This is a genomic window from Lysinibacillus sp. NPDC093712 (genome assembly GCF_050280025.1).
In the GTDB taxonomy this organism is placed as follows: Bacteria; Bacillota; Bacilli; order Bacillales_A; family Planococcaceae; genus Lysinibacillus.
Window position 1 is genome coordinate 1,019,021 of sequence record NZ_JBNNUU010000001.1, and the last position, 23,438, is coordinate 1,042,458.

The 23,438-nt window shown below is 36.8% G+C and carries 22 protein-coding genes and 1 riboswitch; of the genes, 14 read left to right on the forward strand and 8 right to left on the reverse strand.

Annotated elements, in window-relative coordinates; translation table 11 throughout:
* Positions 1-436 precede the first annotated feature (436 nt).
* The 11 genes from ACQKNX_RS05385 (at position 437) to ACQKNX_RS05435 (ending at position 13,498) form a co-directional block, all read left to right on the forward strand.
* A complete protein-coding gene (locus ACQKNX_RS05385) occupies positions 437-3,625 on the forward strand; it encodes a BTAD domain-containing putative transcriptional regulator (RefSeq protein WP_427427929.1) in 3,189 nt (1,062 codons plus the stop codon).
* Between the two features lie 34 nt (positions 3,626-3,659).
* On the forward strand, positions 3,660-4,490 hold the full coding sequence (locus tag ACQKNX_RS05390; RefSeq protein ID WP_427427930.1) for an alpha/beta fold hydrolase: 831 nt from the start codon (positions 3,660-3,662) through the stop codon (positions 4,488-4,490).
* A gap of 167 nt (positions 4,491-4,657) precedes the next feature.
* Positions 4,658-5,902: a substrate-binding domain-containing protein gene (locus ACQKNX_RS05395; protein WP_427427931.1), complete on the forward strand. Its 1,245-nt coding sequence runs from the start codon at positions 4,658-4,660 to the stop codon at positions 5,900-5,902.
* A 109-nt stretch (positions 5,903-6,011) separates the two neighbouring features.
* Positions 6,012-6,788, forward strand: a complete 777-nt coding sequence (locus ACQKNX_RS05400) for an ABC transporter ATP-binding protein (protein WP_427427932.1) — start codon at positions 6,012-6,014, stop codon at positions 6,786-6,788.
* The gene (locus ACQKNX_RS05405; protein ID WP_427427933.1) at positions 6,763-7,470 is read left to right on the forward strand and encodes an ABC transporter ATP-binding protein; all 708 of its coding nucleotides are present in this window, start codon (positions 6,763-6,765) and stop codon (positions 7,468-7,470) included. The genes ACQKNX_RS05400 and ACQKNX_RS05405 overlap by 26 nt, the downstream gene beginning before the upstream one ends.
* A gap of 15 nt (positions 7,471-7,485) precedes the next feature.
* On the forward strand, positions 7,486-8,358 hold the full coding sequence (locus ACQKNX_RS05410; RefSeq protein ID WP_427427934.1) for a branched-chain amino acid ABC transporter permease: 873 nt from the start codon (positions 7,486-7,488) through the stop codon (positions 8,356-8,358).
* Positions 8,358-9,374 (forward strand): branched-chain amino acid ABC transporter permease, encoded by a 1,017-nt coding sequence (locus tag ACQKNX_RS05415; RefSeq protein ID WP_402762468.1) that lies wholly within the window; start codon positions 8,358-8,360, stop codon positions 9,372-9,374. Before ACQKNX_RS05410 ends, ACQKNX_RS05415 begins: the two co-directional genes overlap by 1 nt.
* Positions 9,371-10,375 carry a 3-oxoacyl-ACP synthase gene (locus tag ACQKNX_RS05420; RefSeq protein ID WP_427427935.1) on the forward strand — a complete coding sequence of 335 codons (1,005 nt, stop codon included), beginning with the start codon at positions 9,371-9,373 and terminating at the stop codon, positions 10,373-10,375. Before ACQKNX_RS05415 ends, ACQKNX_RS05420 begins: the two co-directional genes overlap by 4 nt.
* 12 nt (positions 10,376-10,387) lie before the next feature.
* On the forward strand, positions 10,388-11,299 hold the full coding sequence (locus tag ACQKNX_RS05425) for an alpha/beta fold hydrolase (protein ID WP_427427936.1): 912 nt from the start codon (positions 10,388-10,390) through the stop codon (positions 11,297-11,299).
* On the forward strand, positions 11,283-12,014 hold the full coding sequence (gene fabG, locus ACQKNX_RS05430) for a 3-oxoacyl-ACP reductase FabG (protein ID WP_427427937.1): 732 nt from the start codon (positions 11,283-11,285) through the stop codon (positions 12,012-12,014). The genes ACQKNX_RS05425 and fabG overlap by 17 nt, the downstream gene beginning before the upstream one ends.
* Before the next feature lie 17 nt (positions 12,015-12,031).
* On the forward strand, positions 12,032-13,498 hold the full coding sequence (locus ACQKNX_RS05435) for a class I adenylate-forming enzyme family protein (RefSeq protein WP_427427938.1): 1,467 nt from the start codon (positions 12,032-12,034) through the stop codon (positions 13,496-13,498).
* On the opposite strand, the gene ACQKNX_RS05440 is transcribed toward ACQKNX_RS05435, so the two are convergent.
* The gene (locus ACQKNX_RS05440) at positions 13,474-13,740 is read right to left on the reverse strand and encodes a hypothetical protein (RefSeq protein WP_427427939.1); all 267 of its coding nucleotides are present in this window, start codon (positions 13,738-13,740) and stop codon (positions 13,474-13,476) included. The genes ACQKNX_RS05435 and ACQKNX_RS05440 overlap by 25 nt on opposite strands.
* A 112-nt stretch (positions 13,741-13,852) precedes the next feature.
* Here ACQKNX_RS05440 and ACQKNX_RS05445 point away from each other — a divergent pair, with 112 nt between their 5' ends.
* Both ACQKNX_RS05445 and panF read left to right on the forward strand, forming a co-directional pair.
* Positions 13,853-14,116 carry a YhdT family protein gene (locus tag ACQKNX_RS05445; protein WP_427427940.1) on the forward strand — a complete coding sequence of 88 codons (264 nt, stop codon included), beginning with the start codon at positions 13,853-13,855 and terminating at the stop codon, positions 14,114-14,116.
* A complete protein-coding gene (panF, locus tag ACQKNX_RS05450) occupies positions 14,116-15,561 on the forward strand; it encodes a sodium/pantothenate symporter (protein ID WP_427427941.1) in 1,446 nt (481 codons plus the stop codon). Before ACQKNX_RS05445 ends, panF begins: the two co-directional genes overlap by 1 nt.
* A 104-nt stretch (positions 15,562-15,665) precedes the next feature.
* On the opposite strand, the gene ACQKNX_RS05455 is transcribed toward panF, so the two are convergent.
* The gene (locus ACQKNX_RS05455; RefSeq protein ID WP_427427942.1) at positions 15,666-16,037 is read right to left on the reverse strand and encodes a nucleotide excision repair endonuclease; all 372 of its coding nucleotides are present in this window, start codon (positions 16,035-16,037) and stop codon (positions 15,666-15,668) included.
* Between the two features lie 318 nt (positions 16,038-16,355).
* Positions 16,356-16,466: riboswitch (SAM riboswitch) on the forward strand.
* A gap of 104 nt (positions 16,467-16,570) precedes the next feature.
* Between ACQKNX_RS05455 and metA the strand changes: the two genes are divergently transcribed.
* Positions 16,571-17,506: a homoserine O-acetyltransferase MetA gene (metA, locus tag ACQKNX_RS05460; RefSeq protein WP_427427943.1), complete on the forward strand. Its 936-nt coding sequence runs from the start codon at positions 16,571-16,573 to the stop codon at positions 17,504-17,506.
* A gap of 83 nt (positions 17,507-17,589) precedes the next feature.
* Here metA and ACQKNX_RS05465 read toward each other — a convergent pair whose 3' ends face one another.
* From ACQKNX_RS05465 to plsY, 6 genes are all read right to left on the reverse strand, one after another.
* Positions 17,590-18,822 carry a GerAB/ArcD/ProY family transporter gene (locus tag ACQKNX_RS05465; RefSeq protein ID WP_427427944.1) on the reverse strand — a complete coding sequence of 411 codons (1,233 nt, stop codon included), beginning with the start codon at positions 18,820-18,822 and terminating at the stop codon, positions 17,590-17,592.
* Between the two features lie 27 nt (positions 18,823-18,849).
* Positions 18,850-19,083, reverse strand: a complete 234-nt coding sequence (locus ACQKNX_RS05470; protein ID WP_427427945.1) for a hypothetical protein — start codon at positions 19,081-19,083, stop codon at positions 18,850-18,852.
* A 7-nt stretch (positions 19,084-19,090) separates the two neighbouring features.
* Positions 19,091-20,287 (reverse strand): Ger(x)C family spore germination protein, encoded by a 1,197-nt coding sequence (locus ACQKNX_RS05475; RefSeq protein WP_427427946.1) that lies wholly within the window; start codon positions 20,285-20,287, stop codon positions 19,091-19,093.
* 21 nt (positions 20,288-20,308) lie between these two features.
* Positions 20,309-21,868: a spore germination protein gene (locus tag ACQKNX_RS05480; protein ID WP_427427947.1), complete on the reverse strand. Its 1,560-nt coding sequence runs from the start codon at positions 21,866-21,868 to the stop codon at positions 20,309-20,311.
* A gap of 145 nt (positions 21,869-22,013) precedes the next feature.
* Positions 22,014-22,304, reverse strand: a complete 291-nt coding sequence (locus ACQKNX_RS05485; RefSeq protein ID WP_401016651.1) for a HesB/YadR/YfhF family protein — start codon at positions 22,302-22,304, stop codon at positions 22,014-22,016.
* 18 nt (positions 22,305-22,322) lie between these two features.
* Positions 22,323-22,925, reverse strand: a complete 603-nt coding sequence (plsY, locus tag ACQKNX_RS05490; protein WP_427427948.1) for a glycerol-3-phosphate 1-O-acyltransferase PlsY — start codon at positions 22,923-22,925, stop codon at positions 22,323-22,325.
* Between the last annotated feature and the right edge of the window lie 513 nt (positions 22,926-23,438).

Consider the following 23,438-nt stretch of genomic DNA (forward strand, 5'->3'; position numbering starts at 1 on the left):
AGTTTGGAAAAAGTATTTGTAAATTTTTGCTCTTATGGAGAAGAAATTAGCTATTCTTGCTTTTGCAAAAAATTTAATAATTTTAAAGTGAAAACTAGTCGATGGTAGCGAAAGGCGGAGAATCTAGCGGTTGACGCACAAAACGTAAGCCGCAACAAAATGCACGTTGCGGATGTGACGGCTTACGATGTGCCCGTGAAAAGCATCCGCCATCAACAACATAGCAAAAAAGTGTTAGATTGATTGCAGTTAATCTAACACTTTTTCTCTTTTGTAGCACATAAAATACTAGGATTACAGAAACAATTCATTGGAATAATGTAAAACTACATATAGTATATGGTAAACTGTCAATAATTTAACTATTCGAAAAGAATGGCAAGTAGTTTATGTCACAACCCGTATTACTGTAATTATGGGGAGGTATGTGTAAGTAATGACAGCAGATATTATTATTCAATCGAAATGTATTCCACCTAGTCCATCTAATCATTGTATTCGTAGAGCATCATTAATGAAAAAACTAAAAAAAGGTCTTGGACACACTTGTACATTTATTCATAGCGGTGCTGGATATGGAAAGACTACTATTCTTGCACAATTTTTACATGCTGAATCAAGTAAATTCTCTTGGTATAGTGTTTCTGAAGAGGACGATAACATATTACCCTTTCTAAGACATTTATTTTATAGTATTAGACGAATTATACCGCTATTTGGTGAACAATTTGATAATTGGAATCAGCTATCACGTTTTCCGAAAATCGAAGAATTGAATCGGTGGTATAAGCTATTTGTTAATAGTTTATGTGAGATACAAGAGAACTTTTTCGTCATTATTGACGACTACCATTTAGTAGACCATGAATTTCATATTAACTATGTAATGGAAAAAATTATTGAATTTTCACCTCCAAATATTCACTTTATTTTTGCCTCTAGAACATTACCGAATTGGGATATTATTAGAAAACTAAAAATGCACATGAAAGCACATTTTATTACAGAAGGGGATTTAGCATTTTGTGCTGAAGAAATCGCCGTTTTTTTTGAAGATTATGCTGCGATACATCTATCGGAAGATGAAATATTGAAAGTATTAGAAATTACGGAAGGCTGGGCAATTAGCATTGCATTGCTAGCTGAGCAATGGAACAATGAAGCATTAGATTACTGGTTAACGATTCATTCAAATGATCTGTTTACCTACTTATCAGAAGAAGTATTTTTAAAGATGCGTAAATTTGAGCAAGATGCACTACTAAATTTAGCTATTTTCCCTACTTTCTCAGTGGAATTAATTACGCAATTTTATAATAGAGAAACCGCCGACACGCTGAAACAGTTATTGAAGAAACATCTGTTTATTCAACCGGTTGCTGAGAATGGCTCCTATCGTTTTCATGCGCTGTTTAGCCGATTTTTAGAAATGAAGTGGAAGCAATTTCCGACAAACTATGTGAATTTGCATAAAAAGGCAGCTTTATATTACGTCAATAACAATAACGTTCATGCCATTTTACATCATGCCTTTAAATCAGATGATGCAAATTTTAGTGGTGAACTACTGCAAGATCATGCAGAGAGTATAGTAAAAGCTGGACAGTTTGAATGGCTGTTAGAGAAAATTCATCGTTTTTCGACTGATGTTAAAATGAAGTTTTACCGTTTGTATTTTTTTGAAGGGGAGTGCCACCGCTACCGTGCCTATTATGAAAAAGCGAAACAAGCTTACGAAATGAGTGAGCAGCTTGCTAAAAGGAATAACGATACACTCTTTATGACAAAGGCACAGGCTGGATTAGCTCACATTTATCTTGATACAATTCAGCCTGCTTTAGCAGAGCCCTATTTAAAACAAGCATTACAATTAGCTCCTGTTGCGGCATTAAGTAAGGATGAACATGTAGAATTACAACGACAGTATACTGAAAATCTAGTGAATTTAGGAAAAGCGCAAAAGGCAAACCAATTTATAGAAGAAGTAAATTTAAGTGAAGCTGTTTTGTATAGAGCAAATGTTGATGTGCGGATATTGTTAAGAACGGGACAACTGTTGGAGGCAAAAAATCTATTGATTAAAAGATTGGAAATGCCCCCTCAATTGGTAGCCATGCATAGGGAAAGTGAGCTCTTAGCATCGTTCGTTTTCGCCTTATTAGGGCAGGGCGAAGAAGCTTGGTATTCTGCACAGCATGGTATTCGGAGAGGGGTACGTGAAAAGTCCATTTTTATCGAGGCAGTTGGCTATAATCGAAAAGCTCATGCTTTACTGTTATTAGATTATCCTAATTATGTAGAGGCTTGTGATGCTTATGAGAAAGCTATTGCGCTAATGAATACCATTAATATTTCACGAGTAAAGGCTGAACCATATATGGGACTTGCAATTGCCAAACATGCACTAGGGGATTTTGTCGCTGCTCGGAAGTACTTAGCACTAGGCTTACAGGAAACGGAACAAGTTCAGGATGCTTGGATGACAGCACTTATTTTACTTGCTGAAGTAAAAGTGATGATTTCTTGTAATGAATGGCAAGAGGCAAAACAAATTTTATCAAAGGCACAAAAGCTATTTCTTGATTGTGGTGATCAATATGGGGAAATGCATGTTTTTTTCTACCAATCTGTTATTGCCTTTAAAGAGAATAATGCAGTAGCATTTACACATTGTTTTCAGCATTTTGCTTGTTATTGTATGGACAATGGCTACGATTATTTTTTTCAAAGAAAAACGATTCTCGGCCCAACGAATTTAACGATTTTTTATGAGCTATTACAGTATAGCGAGAGCTGTAAGGAAGACAATACAGCGATTCAATCGATGCGGAATTATTTTCAAATGGACGGGAATATCGTTTATCCTGCTGATGAAATGCAAATAAATTTATTTGGTAGTTTAAATTTAATTAGAGATCATCGCAAATTAGGAGATAAAGAATGGCAGCGAGAAAAGTCGAAGGAGCTTTTTGTCTATTTATATTGTCATCGCCAAAGGTATATGCCCAAAGAGGAAATTGCTCAAGCACTATGGCCAGAGCGGTCAGTAGAAACATTGGATCGGGACTTTAAAGTAGTTTTAAACACTTTATTAAAAGTGCTTGAACCGAGTCGAAATGCTCGTCAAGATAGCTTCTTTATTCATCGTAAAAATAATATGTATCAGCTACAGCATATTCAATTTTTGCATATCGATGCAGAACGTTTTCATTATTATTATGCGCTAGGTATGGAAGAATTTGATCCACTCTTGTCAGATGAATGGTTGCAAATCGCTGCCGATAGTTACACAGATGTATTATATGCTGAAAAAAAGCAAATCGATTGGCTGACGCAAGATCGTGATAAGCTGCAAACTTTATATATTGAAGTACTTGAACGATTAGCTCAAAATGCAACACGACAACAACAGTTTAAACAAGCTATTTTTTATGCCGAAAAGATGATTCAAGAAGATGTACTTTGGGAGGAAGGATACCGACTTTTAATGTATAGTTATTATCAATTAGGGAACCGATCTCTTGCATTAAAATGGTATGAAAAATGTGTGCAACAATTACAAAAAGAACTCAATACATCACCGATGGAATCGACAATGGCTGTTTTTGATTTAATAATAAATTAGCACACTTATACGTTGAAATATTGGAGGGGCATATATGCCATTTTGGAAAGTAACGAATGCAAATATTTATTATGAAGTGATTGGTGAAGGAATACCAATCATGATGTTACATGGATTTTCTCCAGATCATCGGCTTATGAAAGGATGTATGGAGCCGATTTTTAACGAAAGTGATGGCTGGAAGCGTATTTATATTGACCTTCCAGGTATGGGTAAGACAAAGGATTATGAAAACATCAGCAATTCAGATGAAATGTTAACGACTGTGCTAGAGTTTATCAATACATTCGTGCCCGATCAACCTTATGTAATAGTGGGTGAATCATATGGTGGATATTTAGCAAGAGGTATTATGCAAGTTCATAGGGATCGTATTTTAGGTACTGCTTTTATTTGTCCTTTGATTTTACCAGAAAAGCAAGATCGAACAGTGCCGTCACATTCGATCATAGCTGTAGATCAACCATTTTTAGATACATTAACGAAACAAGAAGTAGACGATTTTAGTTCCCACCAAGTTGTCCTTGATGAATCTAACTGGCAACGATATTCAAATGAAGTGTTAGCCGGTTGCCAAATAGCAGATGAGCATTTTCTAGAAAAGATTCAACAAAGCTACGGCTTTACATTTCACCTAGAGGATATTATTTTTCATCAACCAAGTCTCTTTTTATTAGGAAAACAAGATGCGGTTGTAGGCTATAAAGATGCTTTTGACGTAATAGAGTTATTCCCAAGAGCAACATTCTCGATTTTAGATCGAGCAGGTCATAACCTACAAATTGAACAATCCAATATTTTTCATGCACTTGTGAGCGAGTGGCTAGATCGAGTAATCGAATCAAATCGATCTTCTTTCTTGTAGGGTAAAATACTTTATATAACTTGAGTTCGGTCTTGTACCGGACTCTTTTTTATTTACTTATTTTTAGTGAAAGAAATTTGTAACTGATTTGTAACTGGACTTTTATATAGTTAGTGCATAGCAACGAAAGCGCTTTCTTTACAACTCATTTTGAAAGGGGTTTTGGGATGAAAAAGGTTTGGTTATGGTTACTGTTAGCCGTTTTATCACTGATGATGGTGGCTTGCAATGGAGAAGGGGCAAAAGAAAATTCAGCAGATGATCCTGCTTCAAATGATGAGGATAAAGGGTCTGAAGTGAAAGCTGAGGGGGGCACAATTAAAATCGGTGTACTTGCTTCTTTGACAGGTGCCCTCGAATCCTATGGGAAGCAAACACAACGTGGTTTTGATTTAGGTATTGAATATGCAACGAACGGTAGCATGGAGGTAAACGGGAAGAAAATCGAAATTGTGTATGAAGATACAGAAACAAAACCTGAGGTAGCAGTACAGAAGGCTACAAAGCTATTAGAGGATGATAAGGTAGATTTTTTAGTTGGCTCATCTAGCTCAGGTGATACGCTCGCTGTATTACCGCTAGCAGAGGAATACGAGAAAATTATGGTCGTTGAACCAGCCGTAGCAGATAGTATTACAGGTGCTGAATTTAATGACTATATATTCCGCACAGGGCGTAACTCCTCACAAGATGCATACGCAGCAGCAGCTGCAATCGCAGGCAAAGGCGTGAAAATTGCAACATTTGCACCAGATTATTCATTTGGTTGGGATGGTGTGAAGGCATTTAAAACAGCTGCAGAGAAACTAGGTGCAGAAATTGTGCTAGAGGAGTATGCAGACCCAGCTGCAACAGACTTTACTTCTAATTTACAAAAGGTAATTGATGCAAAGCCAGATTATTTATTTGTCGTATGGGCTGGGGCAAATTCTCCTTGGAATCAAATTGCCGATCTTAAAATTCAAGAAAAAGGCATAAAAATTTCTACAGGTGCGCCAGATATTATTGCCCTAAAATTTATGAATCCGCTAATAGGAATGGAAGGATTCTCGGTTTATTATCATACGTTACCGCAAAATGATGTCAATAAATGGTTAGTAGAAGAGCATCAAAAACGCTTTAATGAAGTACCAGATTTATTTACCCCTGGTGGGATGTCTGCTGCTATTTCAATTGTAGAAGCATTGAAAAAATCACAAGGGGACGCAGATGCAAAGAAACTAATTGGCATTATGGAAGGTATGTCATTTGAAACACCAAAAGGCAAGATGACTTTCCGAGAAGAAGATCATCAAGCTTTACAATCAATGTATTCTATTCGCTTAGAGCAACAAGATGGTGTGGATTACCCAGTGCCAGTGCTCATTCGTGAACTAAGCCCTGAGGAAACTGCACCACCTGTTATGAACTAGACTTTTCCAAACAATTGAGAGACAGAAGTATACGTCGTTCTGTCTCTCTTCATCTCATTTCTGTTGAGAGCAGATGAAGAGTGATAGAAACACTAGAAAGGAGATTGAAATGGAGCCCATTTTACGAACAGAAAACTTAACAATTCGTTTTGGTGGCCATACAGCAGTCGATCAAGTGAACTTTACGATGCCTGAAAAACATTTGAAATCAATTATTGGACCAAATGGTGCAGGAAAAACGACCTTCTTTAATTTAATTAGTGGGGAGTTAAAGCCCACTACTGGTGATGTGTTTTTCAAAGGGCAATCACTAGCACAAGTGTCATCGGTTGAAAGGACGCGCATGGGGCTAGGACGGTCATTTCAAATTACAAATGTTTTTCCGAATTTAACTGTTTTAGAGAACGTACGTCTAGCAGTGCAATCTAAAGAAAAAATACGCTATCAATTGTTTCGCCATCATAAAAGTTATAAGGCAATTACAGAAAAAGCGGAGGAACTATTGACGCTTGTTTTGCTTGATAATAAAAGACAGGCGCTGACGACGATGCTGTCCCATGGTGAAAAGAGAAAGCTAGAAATTGCCATGTTGCTAGCGCTAGATACAGAAATTTTACTGCTCGATGAACCTACTGCTGGCATGTCATTAGAAGAAGTACCTGCCATTTTAGAGGTGATTCGTACGATAAAAAATAATGGCGACAAAACAATTTTGCTTATTGAACACAAGATGGATATGATTTTAGATTTGTCAGACTCCATTATGGTGTTATTTAATGGTCAGCTTCTTGCAGATGGAACACCAGATGCCATTATGCAAAATGAAACTGTTCAAAATGCCTATTTAGGGGGTCTTTACGATGAACACCTTACTGAAATTAAATGATGTTCATACACATATTGGGCAATACCATATTTTGCAAGGTGTTAATTTTGAGGCGGTTGAAGGACAGGTTAGTGTCTTGCTAGGGAGAAATGGCGCAGGAAAAACGACCACTTTAAAAACCATTATGGGGCTAACACCCGCTTCTAAAGGGGATGTCGAATTTCGAATGAAATCAATAAAAAAAAGCCCTACTCACAAAGTGGCTAAATTAGGCATTGGCTATGTTCCTGAAAATCAAGGGATATTTGCGGATTTAACGATAGAGGAAAATATGAAAGTTGCAATGCGCAAGGAAGACAGTGCGGCAATGGAGCGGCAACAATATGTTCTCGAGCTTTTTCCGGATTTAAAGAAATTTTGGAAAAAGGCTGGCGGTCATCTTTCAGGTGGTCAAAAACAAATGCTGTCAATGGCAAGAGCATTTATCAATGACAGTAAATTAATTTTAATTGATGAGCCGTCAAAAGGACTTGCGCCGATTGTTGTTGAGAAAGTAATGGAGGCAATCGTTGAAATGAAAAAGCAAACGTCCATCGTCCTTGTAGAGCAAAACTTTATCATGGCGAGCCGAATTGGTGACACGTACACATTAATAGATGATGGTCGAACGGTTCATTCAGGAAACATGAAAGATCTTATCCAAAATGAAGAGTTAAAACGTAAATATCTTGGAATCGGATAAAGGAGGTGTGTTTCGTTGGAGCTAATCGTAAATTTAGTAATCAACGGGCTGGCTACAGGCATGTTAATCTTTTTGCTTGCAGCAGGACTGACGTTAATTTTTGGGCTAATGGATGTATTAAATTTTGCTCATGGTGGATTATTTGTTTGGGGCGCTTACGCCGGAATATTTACCTATATGTACACAGAAAGCTTTTTAATTGGCATTGTAGGCGCAATCGTTGCAGGTGCTATTTTAGGCTTACTGACGGAGAAATTTATAATTACACCGGTATACGGCAATCATATCCAACAAATTTTAATTACTTTAGGGTTAATGCTTGTTTTACAAGAGATGATTAAAGTCGTTTTTGGACCAAATGGTGTATCAGTGAAAACACCTAGCTATTTAGCAGGAAGCTGGGAAATAGGTGACGTCATTATTATAAAATATCGATTATTTATCATTTTAGTAGGTTTTTTAATTTTTGGCATTTTCCAATTCATGCTAAAACGAACAAAAATCGGGCTAATTGTACGAGCGGGTGTACAGGATAAAGAAATGGCGCAGGCGCTTGGAATTCATATTAAACAAGTATTTTTATATGTCTTTATGGTAGGTGCGGCGTTAGCGGCATTGAGTGGCATGTTAATGGCGCCATATTCGGGTGTTATTTATGCTGAGATGGGAATGGAATATGCTATTTTAGGCTTTATCGTCGTCGTCATAGGTGGAATGGGAAGTTTTTCTGGTTCACTGCTCGCTGCCATTTTAGTAGGGCTCGCTGGTAGCTTTATGGCTTATTATGTGCCAGTGTTATCGCTTGCTGTCAATATGATTTTAATGGCAATCGTGTTAATTTTCCGACCTCAAGGCCTATTTACAATCGGAAAGGAGAGATCGACATGATGAAAAAGCTGACGTGGAAGCATCTTAGTTTTGTTTTACTGCTAGCTATTCTCGTTCTTCTTCCATTCGTTAATGACTCGAGGACACTCATTATTTTATTAACGCAAATTTTTATCTTTGGTATTTTAGCAATGAGCTACGATATTTTGCTCGGATATACGGGTATCGTGTCATTTGGGCATGCTATGTTCTTTGGAATTGGTGCTTATACAACAGCAGTTATGCTAAAACAAGTCGATACGACGCTTTCCATCTTTTTATTGTCTATTGTGATAGGAATGTTTTTAGCAGGTATTGTAAGCTTCCTAGTTGGATTGCTAACATTGCGTTTAAAAAGTCACTTTTTTGCGATGCTTACGCTCGCCTTCTCTGGACTGTTTCTAGTTGTTGCTGAAAAATGGCGTTCCATTACATATGGCAATGACGGATTTACGTTTAGAGCGCCAGAAATTTTTAAAGATCGAATTACATTTTATTATTTTGTATTAGCGTGTTTAGTTGTAATTTTTATTGCCCTTTATCGATTTGTTCAGTCGCCAACGGGACGTATATTAATTGCTGTACGAGAAAATGAGCAAAGAACGAAATCATTAGGTTTTCACACTTTACACTACAAAGTAATTGCATCAATTGTGGCTGGAACTGTAGCAAGCTTAGCGGGTTCCCTCTATGCGTTGTCACTGCGTTTTGTGAATACAAGTGTTATGACGATGGACATAACACTTGATGCATTGTTAATGACGATTATAGGAGGAGTAGGCACATTAGTCGGACCATTGCTTGGTGCAGCGGTTATTGAATATGCACAGCATACACTTTCAGGGTTAGCTAGGGATTATCCAATTTTCGAGCGGTGGATTATTTTCTTCGGGATTCTCTATATTTTAGCAGTCATCTTTTTCCCAAAAGGAATTATCGGTTCTATTCGGCTCATGGTATGGAAATGGAGAGTAAAGCTTAAAGAAAGACGTAAAACACCATCGGCACTGTCGCATGAGAAGGAGCGATTTGAATGACTGTAGGCATTGTCAGTACAGGTATTTATATTCCACAAACAAAAATGACATCAAGCGAAATAGCCCATCTTTCGTCTATTCCCGAGCACATTATTCGCCAGAAGATGGGCATATACGAAAAGCCAATTCCTGGTGAACAGGATCATACTGTGCAAATGGGCATTTGGGCTGCACAAGAAGCCTTACAAAAGGCGGGGATTGAGCCCAAAACAATTGATGTTGTAATTTATATAGGTGAGGAACATAAGGAATATCCGCTTTGGACGGCATCAATTAAAATGCAAGACGAACTTGGAGCAGTCAATGCTTGGGCATTTGATGTGCAATTACGATGTGGTACGACGATTATGGCACTTAAATTAGCAAAAAGTTTAATGGAGTCAGATGATGCTATTCACACCGTTTTACTCGCTGGTGGCTATCGTAATGTTGATTTTATAGATTATCAAAATCCTCGAACGCGCTTTATGTATAATTTGGGTGCAGGTGGAGGTGCGATTGTTTTACAAAAGAATTATGATAGAAACCACCTGTTAGAGGCAGATATTATGACGGATGGTTCTTTTTCAGAGGATGTTGTAGTCCCTGTTGGAGGTACAAAGAAGCCACTCACTCCTGAACTTTTAGCACAAAATCGATATCAATTAGATGTATTAGATCCAGTAGGCATGAAGGAGCGGCTTGAACAAAAATCATTAAATAATTTTTTGAAGGTCATTCGATCCTCTTTAGCGAAGAGTGGATTAAGAGAAGAACATATTAGCTACCTAGCGATGCTTCATATGAAAAAGTCTGCACATGCGTATATATTGTCAGAACTTGGCTTACAAGAGGAACAATCCATTTATTTAGAAAACTACGGTCATATTGGACAAATCGATCAAATTTTATCATTACAACTTGCTTTAGAGGAAAAACGTATTCAGGATGGGGACATCGTAACACTTGTAAGTGCTGGTATAGGCTATGTCTGGGGAGCTATTACAATTCGTTGGGGATAGGGAGGAAGCGCAATGTTACAAACAGTTCAACTATTAAATGGGGAAACAATTGCTTATCGTAAACGGGACGGGGGTAGCCATACTTTATTGTTAATTCATGGAAATATGACCTCCTCTAAACATTGGGATGTGCTAGTGGAAGCTTTAGATGCAAAATATACGATTTACGCCATAGATTTACGTGGTTTTGGTGGTTCTTCTTATCATCAACCAATTACCGCAATTAAAGATTTTAGTGATGATGTCAAACTATTTGTAGATACGCTTGCATTAAAACACTTTGATTTGATTGGCTGGTCTACAGGTGGAGCAGTGAGTATGCAGTTTGTCACAAATTATCCTGGTTATTGTCAACGGCTGATTTTATTAGCTTCGGCTTCGACTAGAGGCTATCCATTTTACAGTGATTTAGGAACGGGTAATCAATCCTCATTTAAAAGGGCTTCCACATATGAAGAAGTACTCGTAGATACGTCTAAAACTAAGACAGTCCAAGGTTTCTATGATAGCAAAAATGCGCCAGGCTTAAAATCGATTTGGGATGCATTGATTTATACTCATCATCAGCCAAATTCAGATCATTATGATGAATATGTAGAAGATATGCAAACGCAAAGAAATCTAGCTGAAGTATATCATGCATTAAATATGTTTAATGTAAGTGCTGTCGACAATGAAGTAGCAAAAGGAACGAATGATGTACAACAAATGGACATTCCTATTTTAGTGTTAAGAGGAGACCGAGATTTAGTCATAACAGAGCAAATGAATGATGAAACAATGATCGATTTACCTAAGCATGCGCAGTTTGTTAGCTTGAAAAATTGTGGTCATTCTCCTCTTATTGATGATTTACAACAACTTACGTTAGAAATCGAAACATTTTTACAATTTGGAGGGAAACATAATGCGCTTACACAATAAAGTAGCAATTATTACAGGGGCTGCAAATGGCATCGGATTTGCAGCTGCAGAACGGTTTATTGAAGAAGGTGCCTTTGTTTTTATTGCTGATTTTGATGACAATGCGGGGATTATCGCAGCCAATCAACTAGGAGAAAAAGCTACGTTTGTACAGGTTGATGTCGCAGAAAGAGACAGTGTAAAAAGGCTTGTAACAACGGTTATTGCACAAGCTGGCCGTATTGATATTTTAGTCAATAACGCAGGGATAACGCGTGATGCGATGCTGACAAAAATGACAGAGGATCAATTTCAGCAAGTGCTTGATGTGAATTTGTCAGGGGTCTTCCACTGTACGCAAGAGGTTAGCCCCCATATGGTTGCTGCTGGATACGGTAAAATTATTAACACTTCCTCTGTAAGTGGAGTTTATGGAAATGTTGGTCAAACAAATTATGCTGCGACAAAGGCCGCGATTGTAGGTATGACAAAAACATGGGCAAAAGAGCTTGGGCGTAAAGGGATTAACGTAAATGCTGTAGCTCCAGGCTTTACAGAGACAGATATGGTTAAAAAGATGCCTGAAACAGTGCTAGAAAAAATGCGTTCGATTGTCCCGCTTCAAAGATTAGGAACACCAAGAGATATTGCGAATGCTTATTTATTTTTAGCATCTGAAGAGGCTTCCTATGTCCATGGCCATACACTCCATGTGGATGGCGCTATTATGATGTGATAAAGGAGGAGTTCAAGATGTTTGCAGAGCAAGCTTGGATTTTAAATCGTGCATCTTTAACACCGCATCGTTTAGCATTAGTTAACCTAGAAACAAAGGAACAATGGACATATCAAGAGTTAACAGATGAAATTGCAAAATGGAGCTGTTTTTTCGAAGAACAAGGGTTACAGAAGGGAAGTCGTGTAGCGATTTTTGCAAGAAATAACATGCATCTATTTGCCATTTTATTTGCTTGTGGGTTACGAGGGCTTATTTATGTCCCTCTAAATTGGCGCCTCAATACGAAGGAACTAAACGAAATTATTGCAGATGCTACACCTTCCTTGCTTCTTTATGATCAGGACATTCGCTGTCCTTTACAACTAAAAAATATGTATCCAATCCAACAAGTTCCGCAATCAGCAACCGTTCCTAGCACGATAGAAATGGATTTAAATGAACCTTGGCTAATGATTTATACAGGTGGCACTACCGGTAAAGCAAAGGGGGTAGTTCTGTCCTTTAATTCTGTTAATTGGAATGCAATTAATACAATTATTAGTTGGGGGCTATGTGAAGAAGACTGTACGTTAAACTATATGCCGATGTTCCATACAGGGGGGCTAAATGCTTTATCCATCCCGTTGCTTATGGCAGGCGGTACGGTAGTAATTGGAGATAAGTTTGAAGCGGAAACGGCTCTTAAAGCAATTAATCATTATAAGACAACCATTTCTTTATTTGTGCCAACCATGTATCAAGCAATGATTTCAACAAATTACTTTCAGATAAGTAGTTTTCCATCTGTGAAAGTGTTCTTATCTGGCGGGGCACCGTGTCCACTTCCGATATACGATGCATTTTTTAACAAGGGACTTTATTTTAAAGAAGGCTATGGATTAACGGAAGCTGGACCGAACAATTTTTATATCTCTTGTGAAGATGCCTATTTAAAAAAAGGAGCAGTAGGGAAGAGCATGCAATTTAATGAAGCAAAAATTATGAATAAAGAGGGAAAAAATTGCACTGCTCATGAGGTAGGAGAGCTATTTGTTAGAGGCAAGCATATGTTTAGATTTTATTGGAATAATCAGCAGGAAACTGACAATACGATACGTGATGGATGGTTAAGGACCGGTGATTTAGCCACAATGGATGAGGATGGTTATTTTTATATTGTCGGTCGCAGGAAAGAAATGATTATAAGTGGTGGTGAAAATGTTTATCCACAAGAGGTAGAGCAATGTTTATTGCGTCATCAGCTCGTAACAGAAGCGGCTGTTATTGGGGTAGCGGATAACTATTGGGGCGAAATTGTAACGGCATTTATTGTTTGCCAACATGAGACAGCTACGCTAGTTGACGAAGTGGAGGCACTATGTCGAAACGAATTAGGTCACTATAAAATCCCAAAGAAAATTATCATTCTTGATGAATTACCAAAAACAATCGTTGGGAAAATTGACAAAAAGGCGCTTCACATGCAATTGAAAAGCTCTTGATGATGAATAAGGTGAATTGAATCGCCGGTAAAACCTTTAAAATCGCTGATAGTGAGCACGGAATCGCCGGTAAAGCCTTCAAAATCGCTGATAGTGAGTACGAAATCGCCGGTAAAACCTTCAAAATCGCTGATAGTGAGTACGAAATCGCCGGTAAAACCTTCAAAATCGCTGATAGCGAGTATGGATTCGCCGATAAAACCTTTAAAATCGCTGATAGCAGCAAAACAGCTTGGAAACACCTCTTTCGATAGTCGCTATTCGCTAAGTTTCGTTTTTTTTATCTATTTTTTCACAATGCTTCCCATAATACCTACATACCAGTAAAATAGAGTAGGTTAGGGGGATTCTATATTGAAAGATCAACGCTTTAAAATTGCGCATCGTGAAGCGCTCATTGGCATTGGACTTGTAATTGTCAACTTTGCTATTTGGTACGGCTTTGCATATGGCCTAGGCTCGGGGGATCCAACAAAATATACGTATGTTTGGGGTTTCCCTGCTTGGTTTTTCTATAGTTGTATTGCTGGAACAGCTTTTATGATTGTCTTAATTTGGCTCGTCCTAAAACTCTTTTTCAAAGAGGTTCCATTTGAAGATGGGGAGGTGGATGAATAATGCATTGGCAAGTTATTTTTCCGCTCTTCATATTTTTAATTATCATTTTTGGAATAGGGATATGGGCGAATAAACATGTCCGTTCATCGAACTCGTTTTTACAGGAATATTTTCTTGGTGGTCGTGAAATGGGAGGCTTTATTCTAGCAATGACCATGATTGCCACGTACGGAAGCGCAAGTAGCTTTATTGGTGGACCAGGTGTCGCTTATAATAAGGGACTTGGATGGGTACTGTTAGCGATGGCACAACTACCTGCGGGTTATTTTGTATTAATGATTTTAGGCAAGAAATTTGCGATAATCGCTCGCCGTTATCAAGCGATTACATTAATTGATTTCTTACGTGAACGCTATAACAGCCATGTCATCGTGATTTTATCTGCAATTAGTATTATTGTCTTTTTATTTTCTGCGATGATGGCACAGTGGGTAGGTGGAGCGCGCTTAATTGAATCATTAACTGGTTTAAATTATACTGCGGCACTCTTTATTTTTGCAGCGTCGGTATTAATTTATGTTATTATCGGGGGTTTCCGAGCTGTAGCTTTAACGGATACGGTACAAGGTTCGATAATGGTAATTGGTACTGTTATTTTACTAATTGGGACAATCGTTGCAGGTGGGGGAATCGATCAAATTATGACATCCCTTGTTGCAGAAAATCCAAAACTAGTGACCCCATTTGGTGCAGAAGGAGAACTTACTCCGTTGTATGTCTCTACATTTTGGATTTTAATAGGAGTTGGCGTAGTTGGGCTACCTCAAATTGCAGTTCGTGCTATGAGCTATAAAGATTCGAAAAGTATGCATTTAGCGATTATTATTGGTACCATCGCCATTGGGACAATTATGTTCGGTATGCACCTAATTGGTGTACTAGCGCGTCCAGTAATGCCAGGCATTGAAATTGGCGATAAGGTAATGCCACTACTAACGTTAAAAGTTTTACCGCCATTTTTAGCGGGTATTGTTTTAGCAGCACCAATGGCAGCAACAATGTCTACGGTTAATGCGTTGCTTATGTTAGTTAGTTCAACAGTCGTGAAGGATATTTATTTAAACTACGTGAAGCCAACTGCCAACGATGGAGAAATTAAGCGCGCCAGCTTCATTGTAACTACAGTAATTGGTTTGGCGGTCGTTGTATTTGCGTTAAATCCACCAGACTTACTTGTGTGGCTCAATTTATTTGCATTTGGCGGCCTAGAAGCTGTCTTTATTTGGTCAGTTGTCCTAGGGTTATATTGGAAAAAGGCTAATAAATACGGCGCTATTGCTTCCATGATTACGGGCATGACGTTATATATTGTGATTGATCGTTTTTATCCGTCAATCTTTGGCATGCATACAGTGACAATCCCAATAGTGGCTTCATTCATTATTTTTGTCATCGTAAGTTATCTAACAGCTAATAAATTTAAAGATGAAAAAATATTTATTTAAATATCAAAATACCTTGGGAGGACAAATCTCTCAGGGTATTTTTCATTTTTGAAGGTAAAAAGAAAAGAAAAACCGCTAGCATGTTTTATGCTAACGGCATTTTTTTAATAAAATACTTTTTCAAGATTATATTTTGCGCGGAATGTGTTAATTGCATATGTTTCGTAAATTTCACGTTCCATTGGATCATCAATTTCATATACTTCAATTTTGAAAATTTCATCACGGTATTTTTTCATTGGTGATACATTATCTTCAAAATGTTTTTTAATGCGTTGACGAATTTTACGCGCTTTCCCTACAAATAATAGCTCGTTTTTTTCGTTGTAGAATAAGAAAATGCCACCATTTTCGCGAGTGATTTTATGGAAATCAATAAAACCATGGAATGGCGGAATTTCTACATCCCCAGGTTTTAATACTTGCTCACGTTGACGAATTACTAAGTCTGGTTTTGGGAGTTCAATTTTAATCAAAATATTCACGTTCCTCTCTGTTACTAAAGGTATATGTTAACATAATACCTCTTTGATTACCATTACGATTTATTTGTACAAAAATCTATTTACAACACTTTGCTGTAATCGGCTGTAAATTGTCATTTGTTTGTCATCTACGTCGGCTAATAGATGTTAAAAATGATTTTACCCGTATTTACGTAACTTACAAAAGCTTTAGGAAGAATTGATAATAGTGTTCAACAAAAAATATGCTTCCATTCATTTAAATACTAAATATTCTATGTATTATTGAAATTCTTAATTGTTCATGATACAATTCTTTTTAATTAAATAATCTTATCAAGAGAAGCTGAGGGATTTGGCCCTATGACGCTTCAGCAACCTCTAACAATTGTTAGAAAGGTGCTAATTCCACCAAAGGATTTATCCTTTGAGAGATAAGAGTGAACGTGATAATTATCCTTCTCATTCTTGCTCCAAAGGAATGAGGGGGATTTTTTAATTTTATTTAGATAGAGAGAAAAAATTAACGAAAAGGGGAATGCAACATGCCTATTAATATTCCAAAAAACTTACCAGCTGGAGAACATTTACGTGGGGAAAAAATATTCGTAATGGAGGAAGACCGCGCCAAAACGCAACAAATTCGTCCTTTAAATATTTTAATTTTTAATTTAATGCCAGAAAAAGAAAAGACAGAGCTACAATTACTGCGATTACTCGGTAATACACCATTACAAGTGAATATTACATTTTTAAATACAGCAACACACGAATCAAAAAATGTTAGTAAATCGCATTTACAGCTATTTTATTCGACGTTTAAAGAGATTCGCCATCGTCGCTTTGACGGTATGATTATTACGGGGGCTCCTGTTGAAAAAATGGCATTTGAAGAAGTGAATTATTGGGAAGAAATCTCAGAAATAATGGATTGGTCCGTGAAAAATGTTACGTCCGTAATGCATATATGTTGGGGTGCACAAGCTGCACTATATCACCATTACGGTATCGGTAAATTTGAACTGCCGGAAAAATGTTCTGGCGTATATTCACATGTAATTACCGATTTAACAGTCGATCTAGTGCGTGGCTTTAGTGACTTATTTACAGCGCCACATTCACGCTATACATCGGTTTCCATTGATGAAGTACGTAAGCACCCAGATTTACGCTTACTGTCCTATTCAGAAGATGCTGGCGTCTTTATCGTGCAGTCAAAGGATAATAAAAACATAATGATTACAGGTCACTTAGAATATGACGCGACAACATTAGCTGATGAATATTACCGTGATGTTGAAAAAGGAATTGATATTGCTATACCTGTTAACTATTTTCCAAATAATGATCCTTCTATTGAGCCAATTAATACTTGGCGAGCACATACGCATTTACTATTTTCGAATTGGCTCAACTATTATGTATACCAAGAAACGCCGTACGAATGGGACTTTGTTGATGAAATTGAATACCATATTTAATTTAGAACTAGTAACATACCGTTTTATAATTAGAAAAACCACATTTCTCATTAAAAGTGAGAAATGTGGTTTATATTGTTAACTTATTGTGATTCGGACGAGTTTGGTTTGTTTGAATCTTGCTGTGTGTTTGAATCTTGCTGTGTGTTTGAATCTTGTTGTGCTTTTGAATCTTGCTGTGCCTTCGAATCTTGCTGCTCATCTGTGGTGCTTTGCTTGGCTTCTGTCTTTTTAATTTTTCGAATTTTTGCGACTATTAGTAAAAACAATGGAAGTAAAACTGTTAATAATCCTGAATACAATGGCCAAATCTTCTGATTATAATTATTAGAATGCACAATATTTGGATGAGCAATTTGAGCCATTGCAAACATACACATTCCAAGAGGTAAAATGAGTGGTCGAGGATCTTTTATTTTCAAAATTTGCCCTAAGCCAAGTACCGTTGCATAAAAATAAATAAATGTCCGAATGTAAATCGATATAATCCACATAACAGCCATAATAATTTCAACACGCTGAAAAAAATTGCCTATCGAAATTCTTTGAGCGAGCGCATAGCTTGGAAATGTCTTACTAGATGTATTAGTTGGGCCAAGAACGAGTGTTGAAAGGGCAATAATGAGGATTAATACGATTCCTCCTATCAGTGTGCCAATATAATATCCTTTTTGAGCCGATATTTTTACATTGACTCCAGAAGGGAAAAACATAAGCAATACAACAAGCGGGAATGAAAAAAGACTCATAAAGGTAAGTACACCGACTAATAATGATTTTGCGTTTGTTTCATAGACTGGCATTATATTTTCAATATTGATTTGAGGCGAAATACAAGTAATAAAAATAATAAAAATTAACAAAAATATTGGAAACAATATTTCCACCGAACGAGCAAAAACTTCAATCCCTAAATACGAGGCGAAAACGATAATAATCGTAAATAATACAGCAAACGACAGAGTAGGAGTTTCGGGCATCACTTCGGTTTGCATAAAAATCCCGATAAAATATAGTAATTCGCCCGCTGAAAAAAAGGTTAAAGACATAAAACAAAGCGATGTCAATGCACCGATGAATTTACCGAAAATTTTTCCGTTCGCTTCTACAAATGTAAGGTTTGGGGTTTGATTTCCTAAAGAAATAAATAACTTTATTAATAAAAAGCTTAAAAGTACACCAATAGCCGCACCCATCCAAGCATCCTGTTTAAGTTCTTTTGTAATACTTGCCGGCACAATTAATATGGCTGTCCCAATGGAATAGAGAAGGGTAATGACTGTAAATTGTCTTGCGCTAATGAGTTGTTTTTCCATCGTACACTACCCTCTCTTTTCATTTTCTTATTGCAAAAGTGTGAGTAATAATTTTCTAATAGGCGTAAAAATAAATGTAATAAAATCTAAAGGACTGGGAATGTTCTTTTTTAAGCCTATGGCGATATTTAGTGCAGTTCCAATCGTTAATATGATAGAAAAGACGATAATGGTTTTTTTTTCGCCCTTTTTCATTAAAGAGGGAATGACACTAAAGGAAATGATCAAAGAGACAAGCAATAATACAATTGTAATAAACATCGTTGGGCTACTCCTTTGGACTGTACAATAATGAATTTTGAATCGTGCCTAATCCTTGGGTAACGATATTGACTTTGATGTCGACAGCTATCTCAGGATATATTGTAGACCATTCTTTTTGAATTTCTTTCCATTTTTTCGGATCTTCCCGATTGAGTGCTTCTCCAAATCCTAATATATCCAACTTATAATTTTTTTGAATTATATCGAGCGTTTTTTTCGTTTGTTCTTTTATTTGTTCTTCTGTCTTTTTATTAATGAAACGAATGGTTTTGTTTTGTGTTAAATTAATTGCACAATTTACTTCGCCTATATTTTGGGTTACATCAATTTTAATAGAAATTTTAGGAACCCCTTTTTCAAAAGTCCCTTTAATTTTCGCTTTCGATTGTGTAATCTCGGTCGATAAATCTCCCTTGTTTGGGCAGGCGAGTACTACGACCGTACTACCGATTTTATTATTCAAGAAATTAAAGGAAATGCTTTCCTCTTCTGATAACATTCCTTCCAATCTATCTTCTTTAAAAACCGCTATACCAGCATATTTTAAAATAACGGGTGTTTTAATTCGTTCTACATTTGTTTGGTCTATGCCTAATTTAGTATCACCATGTATTTCAACTGCTGTTAAAACAGCACTTTTTTCTTTGCTACTAAGGGTGTTAAGTAATTCGTCTGTAGTAACAGATAAGGTTGAACCCCAAGCTTTTTCGGATACCTTAATGGAATTTAACAATTTATTGGCTGGCATTTTTTCAATTGGTGTTAACACATTTAGTACTTCTTTTGCTGTTGAACCATGCGATATGATGACATCAAAATCGTTTCGAAATTCATGATCTCTGGCAATAAAGTCGAGTGGTTCGTTTATTCCTTCTTCAGCTAATTTTTCACCGATAACTACCATTTGCAGATGAGAAAAATAAGGTCTCCGTGGTGTTAATGTCGTCATTCTTCTAATTGCTTCAAACACACTTTTTCCCTTTGCATGGTAGGTGACGACAGGCGATCGTCCACTAGAAGGTTGCTTTGAGGAAATTTCACTAGTATCCACGACTTGGATAGAAACTTCATATTCATCGTCTATTTTATCTATACCGAGTGCTACGACAATTGCTAATTCGTTTAACTCACGTTTACTCCAGCAACCACTTAATAGTAAAGAGAGGATGATAAATATGAAAATCATTTTTATGTTTGACATGATGCATTCCTCATTTGCATATTATTGTTCATTTTTATTTTTAACATTACGATTACTATAATTTTGCTCTCTAACATTATTTTTTTGACTTATTAGCCGTGGTCTCGTGAATAAATCTCTACGTGGGAACAGAATCATTGCATCCTTTTGATCCTTCAATATTAGTGGCCCAAAAGGACTCATATATGGGACACCAAATGAACGTAAACTGCATAAGTGAAGAATGATTATCATAATGCCGAACATAACGCCAAATAAACCAAACATCGCGGCTAAAATCATCAATGGGAAACGTAGAACACGAATCGTGTTTGATAAGCCATAGGAAGGAAACAAAAAGCTACAAATGGCTGTTAATGCAACAATAATGACCATTACAGCTGATACTACGCCCGCTTCCACGGCTGCTTGACCAATTACTAAAGTTCCTACAATTGAAACTGCTGGACCAATCGTTCTAGGCATTCGTAAACCTGCTTCACGCAATATTTCAAAGGCAATCTCCATAATTAGTGCTTCTACTACAGCAGGGAAGGGCACACCTTCTCGCTGTGAAGCGATACTAATAAGCATTGCCGTTGGAAGCATTTCTTGATGAAAGGTAGTAATGGCTACATATAGGGAAGGCATTACTAATGCAAGACAAATACCAAAAAAACGTAACAGTCGGATTAATGAACTAATAATCCAATTTTGATAATAATCTTCTGCTGCCTGTAAAAAAGATGTAAATACTACAGGGACGGTTAGTACAAGAGGTGTTCCATCTACTAATATTGCTACTTTACCTTCTAACAACTCTGCAGCAACGACATCTGGGCGTTCCGTATTATAAATCATTGGAAATAAAGAGAATTTAGAGTCCTGAATAAAATCCTCTAAATAGCCGGTTTCTAATACGCCATCAATGTCGATTTTATCTAAACGGTCAAGCACCTCTTGTACAATTTTATCGTTGGCAATGCCATTAATATACATAACAGCTACGTCAGTTTGCGTTATTTCGCCAATAACCCGCGATTTTATCCAAAGGTTAGGGCTCTTAATTTTACGACGAATCAAAGCGGTGTTAGTACGCAATGTCTCTGTAAAAGATTCTCTAGGACCTCTAATTACTGATTCTGTTTGTGGCTCTGTTACAGCTCTATCTTTTGCGCCTTTTGTGCTGGTCACGATAGCAACTGACTGGCCTTCCAACAAAATAACGGTATCTCCATTTAGAATATAAGAGAAAAGTGCTGTGAAATCTAAAATATCTTTGACATCTCCGACTGTTATACAATGTTTTTTCAAATAATCTTGTATTTTTTCTTCTGAATGCTCAGGGACGATTTCGCTATCAAGCATTAAATTTTCTATTATAAAATCTGTAATGATGTTTTTATCGGATATACCATCAATATAAATAAGAGCAATTGATAGTTTATCGAGTTGGTCAAGTGTCATTTCACGAATAATTACATCGTTACTATTACCTAGCGCTTCTTTAATCGTAAAAATATTTTCTGAAAGAGAAGTGTGCAGTAACTTCGTAGAAGGATTTTGCTGTTGGGAGGTATTGTTGTTTTCTGAAACTGGCATTATGTTTCCTCCTCAAAGTATAGATTGACTAGTTAGAGGATGGTCAATTTTACGAAGAGCTAAACCAAATAGTGCAAACTAAAGATTGTTATTGTTCAAAATGAAAAAAGTGTTTCCTTTCATTTTGGTGAAAGGAAACACTGTGTTATTTTAAATAGTCGTATTTTAATTCGTAAAGTTGTTTGTCAACGTCAATGTGTAAGTTATAATCGTTAAAAAACCATAGATCTTTCTCATCGATATAGTAGGTCACACCATCAATGACAGTTTGAACGCCTATTTCGAGAGGTTCTTCGCGAGTCATCCCAAGAGAAAATCCTTCGTGGAAAGGGCTTGAACCACCATATCTTGCATAAAACCGGATTGTATCTCCTGTTTCGACTTCCATTTCGTTTTTAAACCATTGAAGCGCTTCATCTGTCAGTGCGATATTCATGCGTGAACTCCTTTCATGTTAAAGCCATTTCACTTTTGGTTCAGTACCATTTTTAATGCGGGTAATATTTGCTCGGTGACGATAAACAATAAAAATAAATAAAAATGCTACTAATATAGCTAATGCGAAATCGCCTGTCACAAAAAAATAAATAATCGAATAGATTAATGCAACTAGTGCAGCAATCATCGATGTTAGGCTGACAATTTTCGTAAGCTTTAACGTTACGATAAATGCGATGAATAGTAAAATGAATAGTGGCCAAGAATAGCCTAGTAGGACGCCAGCTGATGTGGCAACAGCTTTTCCGCCACGGAAGCTTGCAAAAATAGGAAACATATGACCAATCACCGCAACAAGCCCTAAAATAAGTCCGTGAATCGTGGCATCAGAGAATACTGGGAGTGCAACTAATAACACAGCAGCTGTTCCTTTTAAAATATCCATGATTGTAACAACTAAACCTGCTTTTTTTCCTAATATACGGAAGGTGTTGGTAGCACCTAAATTGCCACTACCATGCTCGCGAATATCTGTTTTGTAAAATATTTTGCCAATCCATAACCCAGAAGGTATAGAGCCGATAAGATAGGCACATAAAATAATAAGTCCGTTTAACATAGGTGGACTCCTTTCATCCAAATAATAACACTTGGTACTAATAGTTTGTAACAAGTATTTTACACTTTTTCTCTTTAATCTACAATGATATGAAGGAGATTTCATCATGGGCCTTGAATTCAATACAAAAGGAAAATATTTCACCATGATTTCAAAAGTCACAGGCTTATGTTAGCTTATGTTAGGTTGTACGACACTATTATAGTATCAATACCTAAGCCCTTTCTTAAAAATATAGGTAAAATGGCAATTTTGTCAATCACACATTCCTTTGGTAGAATAGAAGTCTATCTTTAATTTCTATGTGAAGCTATAAAAAATCATCATTCAACAGAAAACACCTACTCATCACGTTTTGGTAAGCTGAGTGTAAGCATGAAGTTGGCGTTTATTGCTGGCTGAATGAAGATAGAGCCTATGACGATAGTTGTGGATTTTGTATAGTGGTCATTGCAGTAAGCTACAGGCAGTTGCAGTCATTTATGTCCGTTAACTGACTTAGATTGGTCGTTT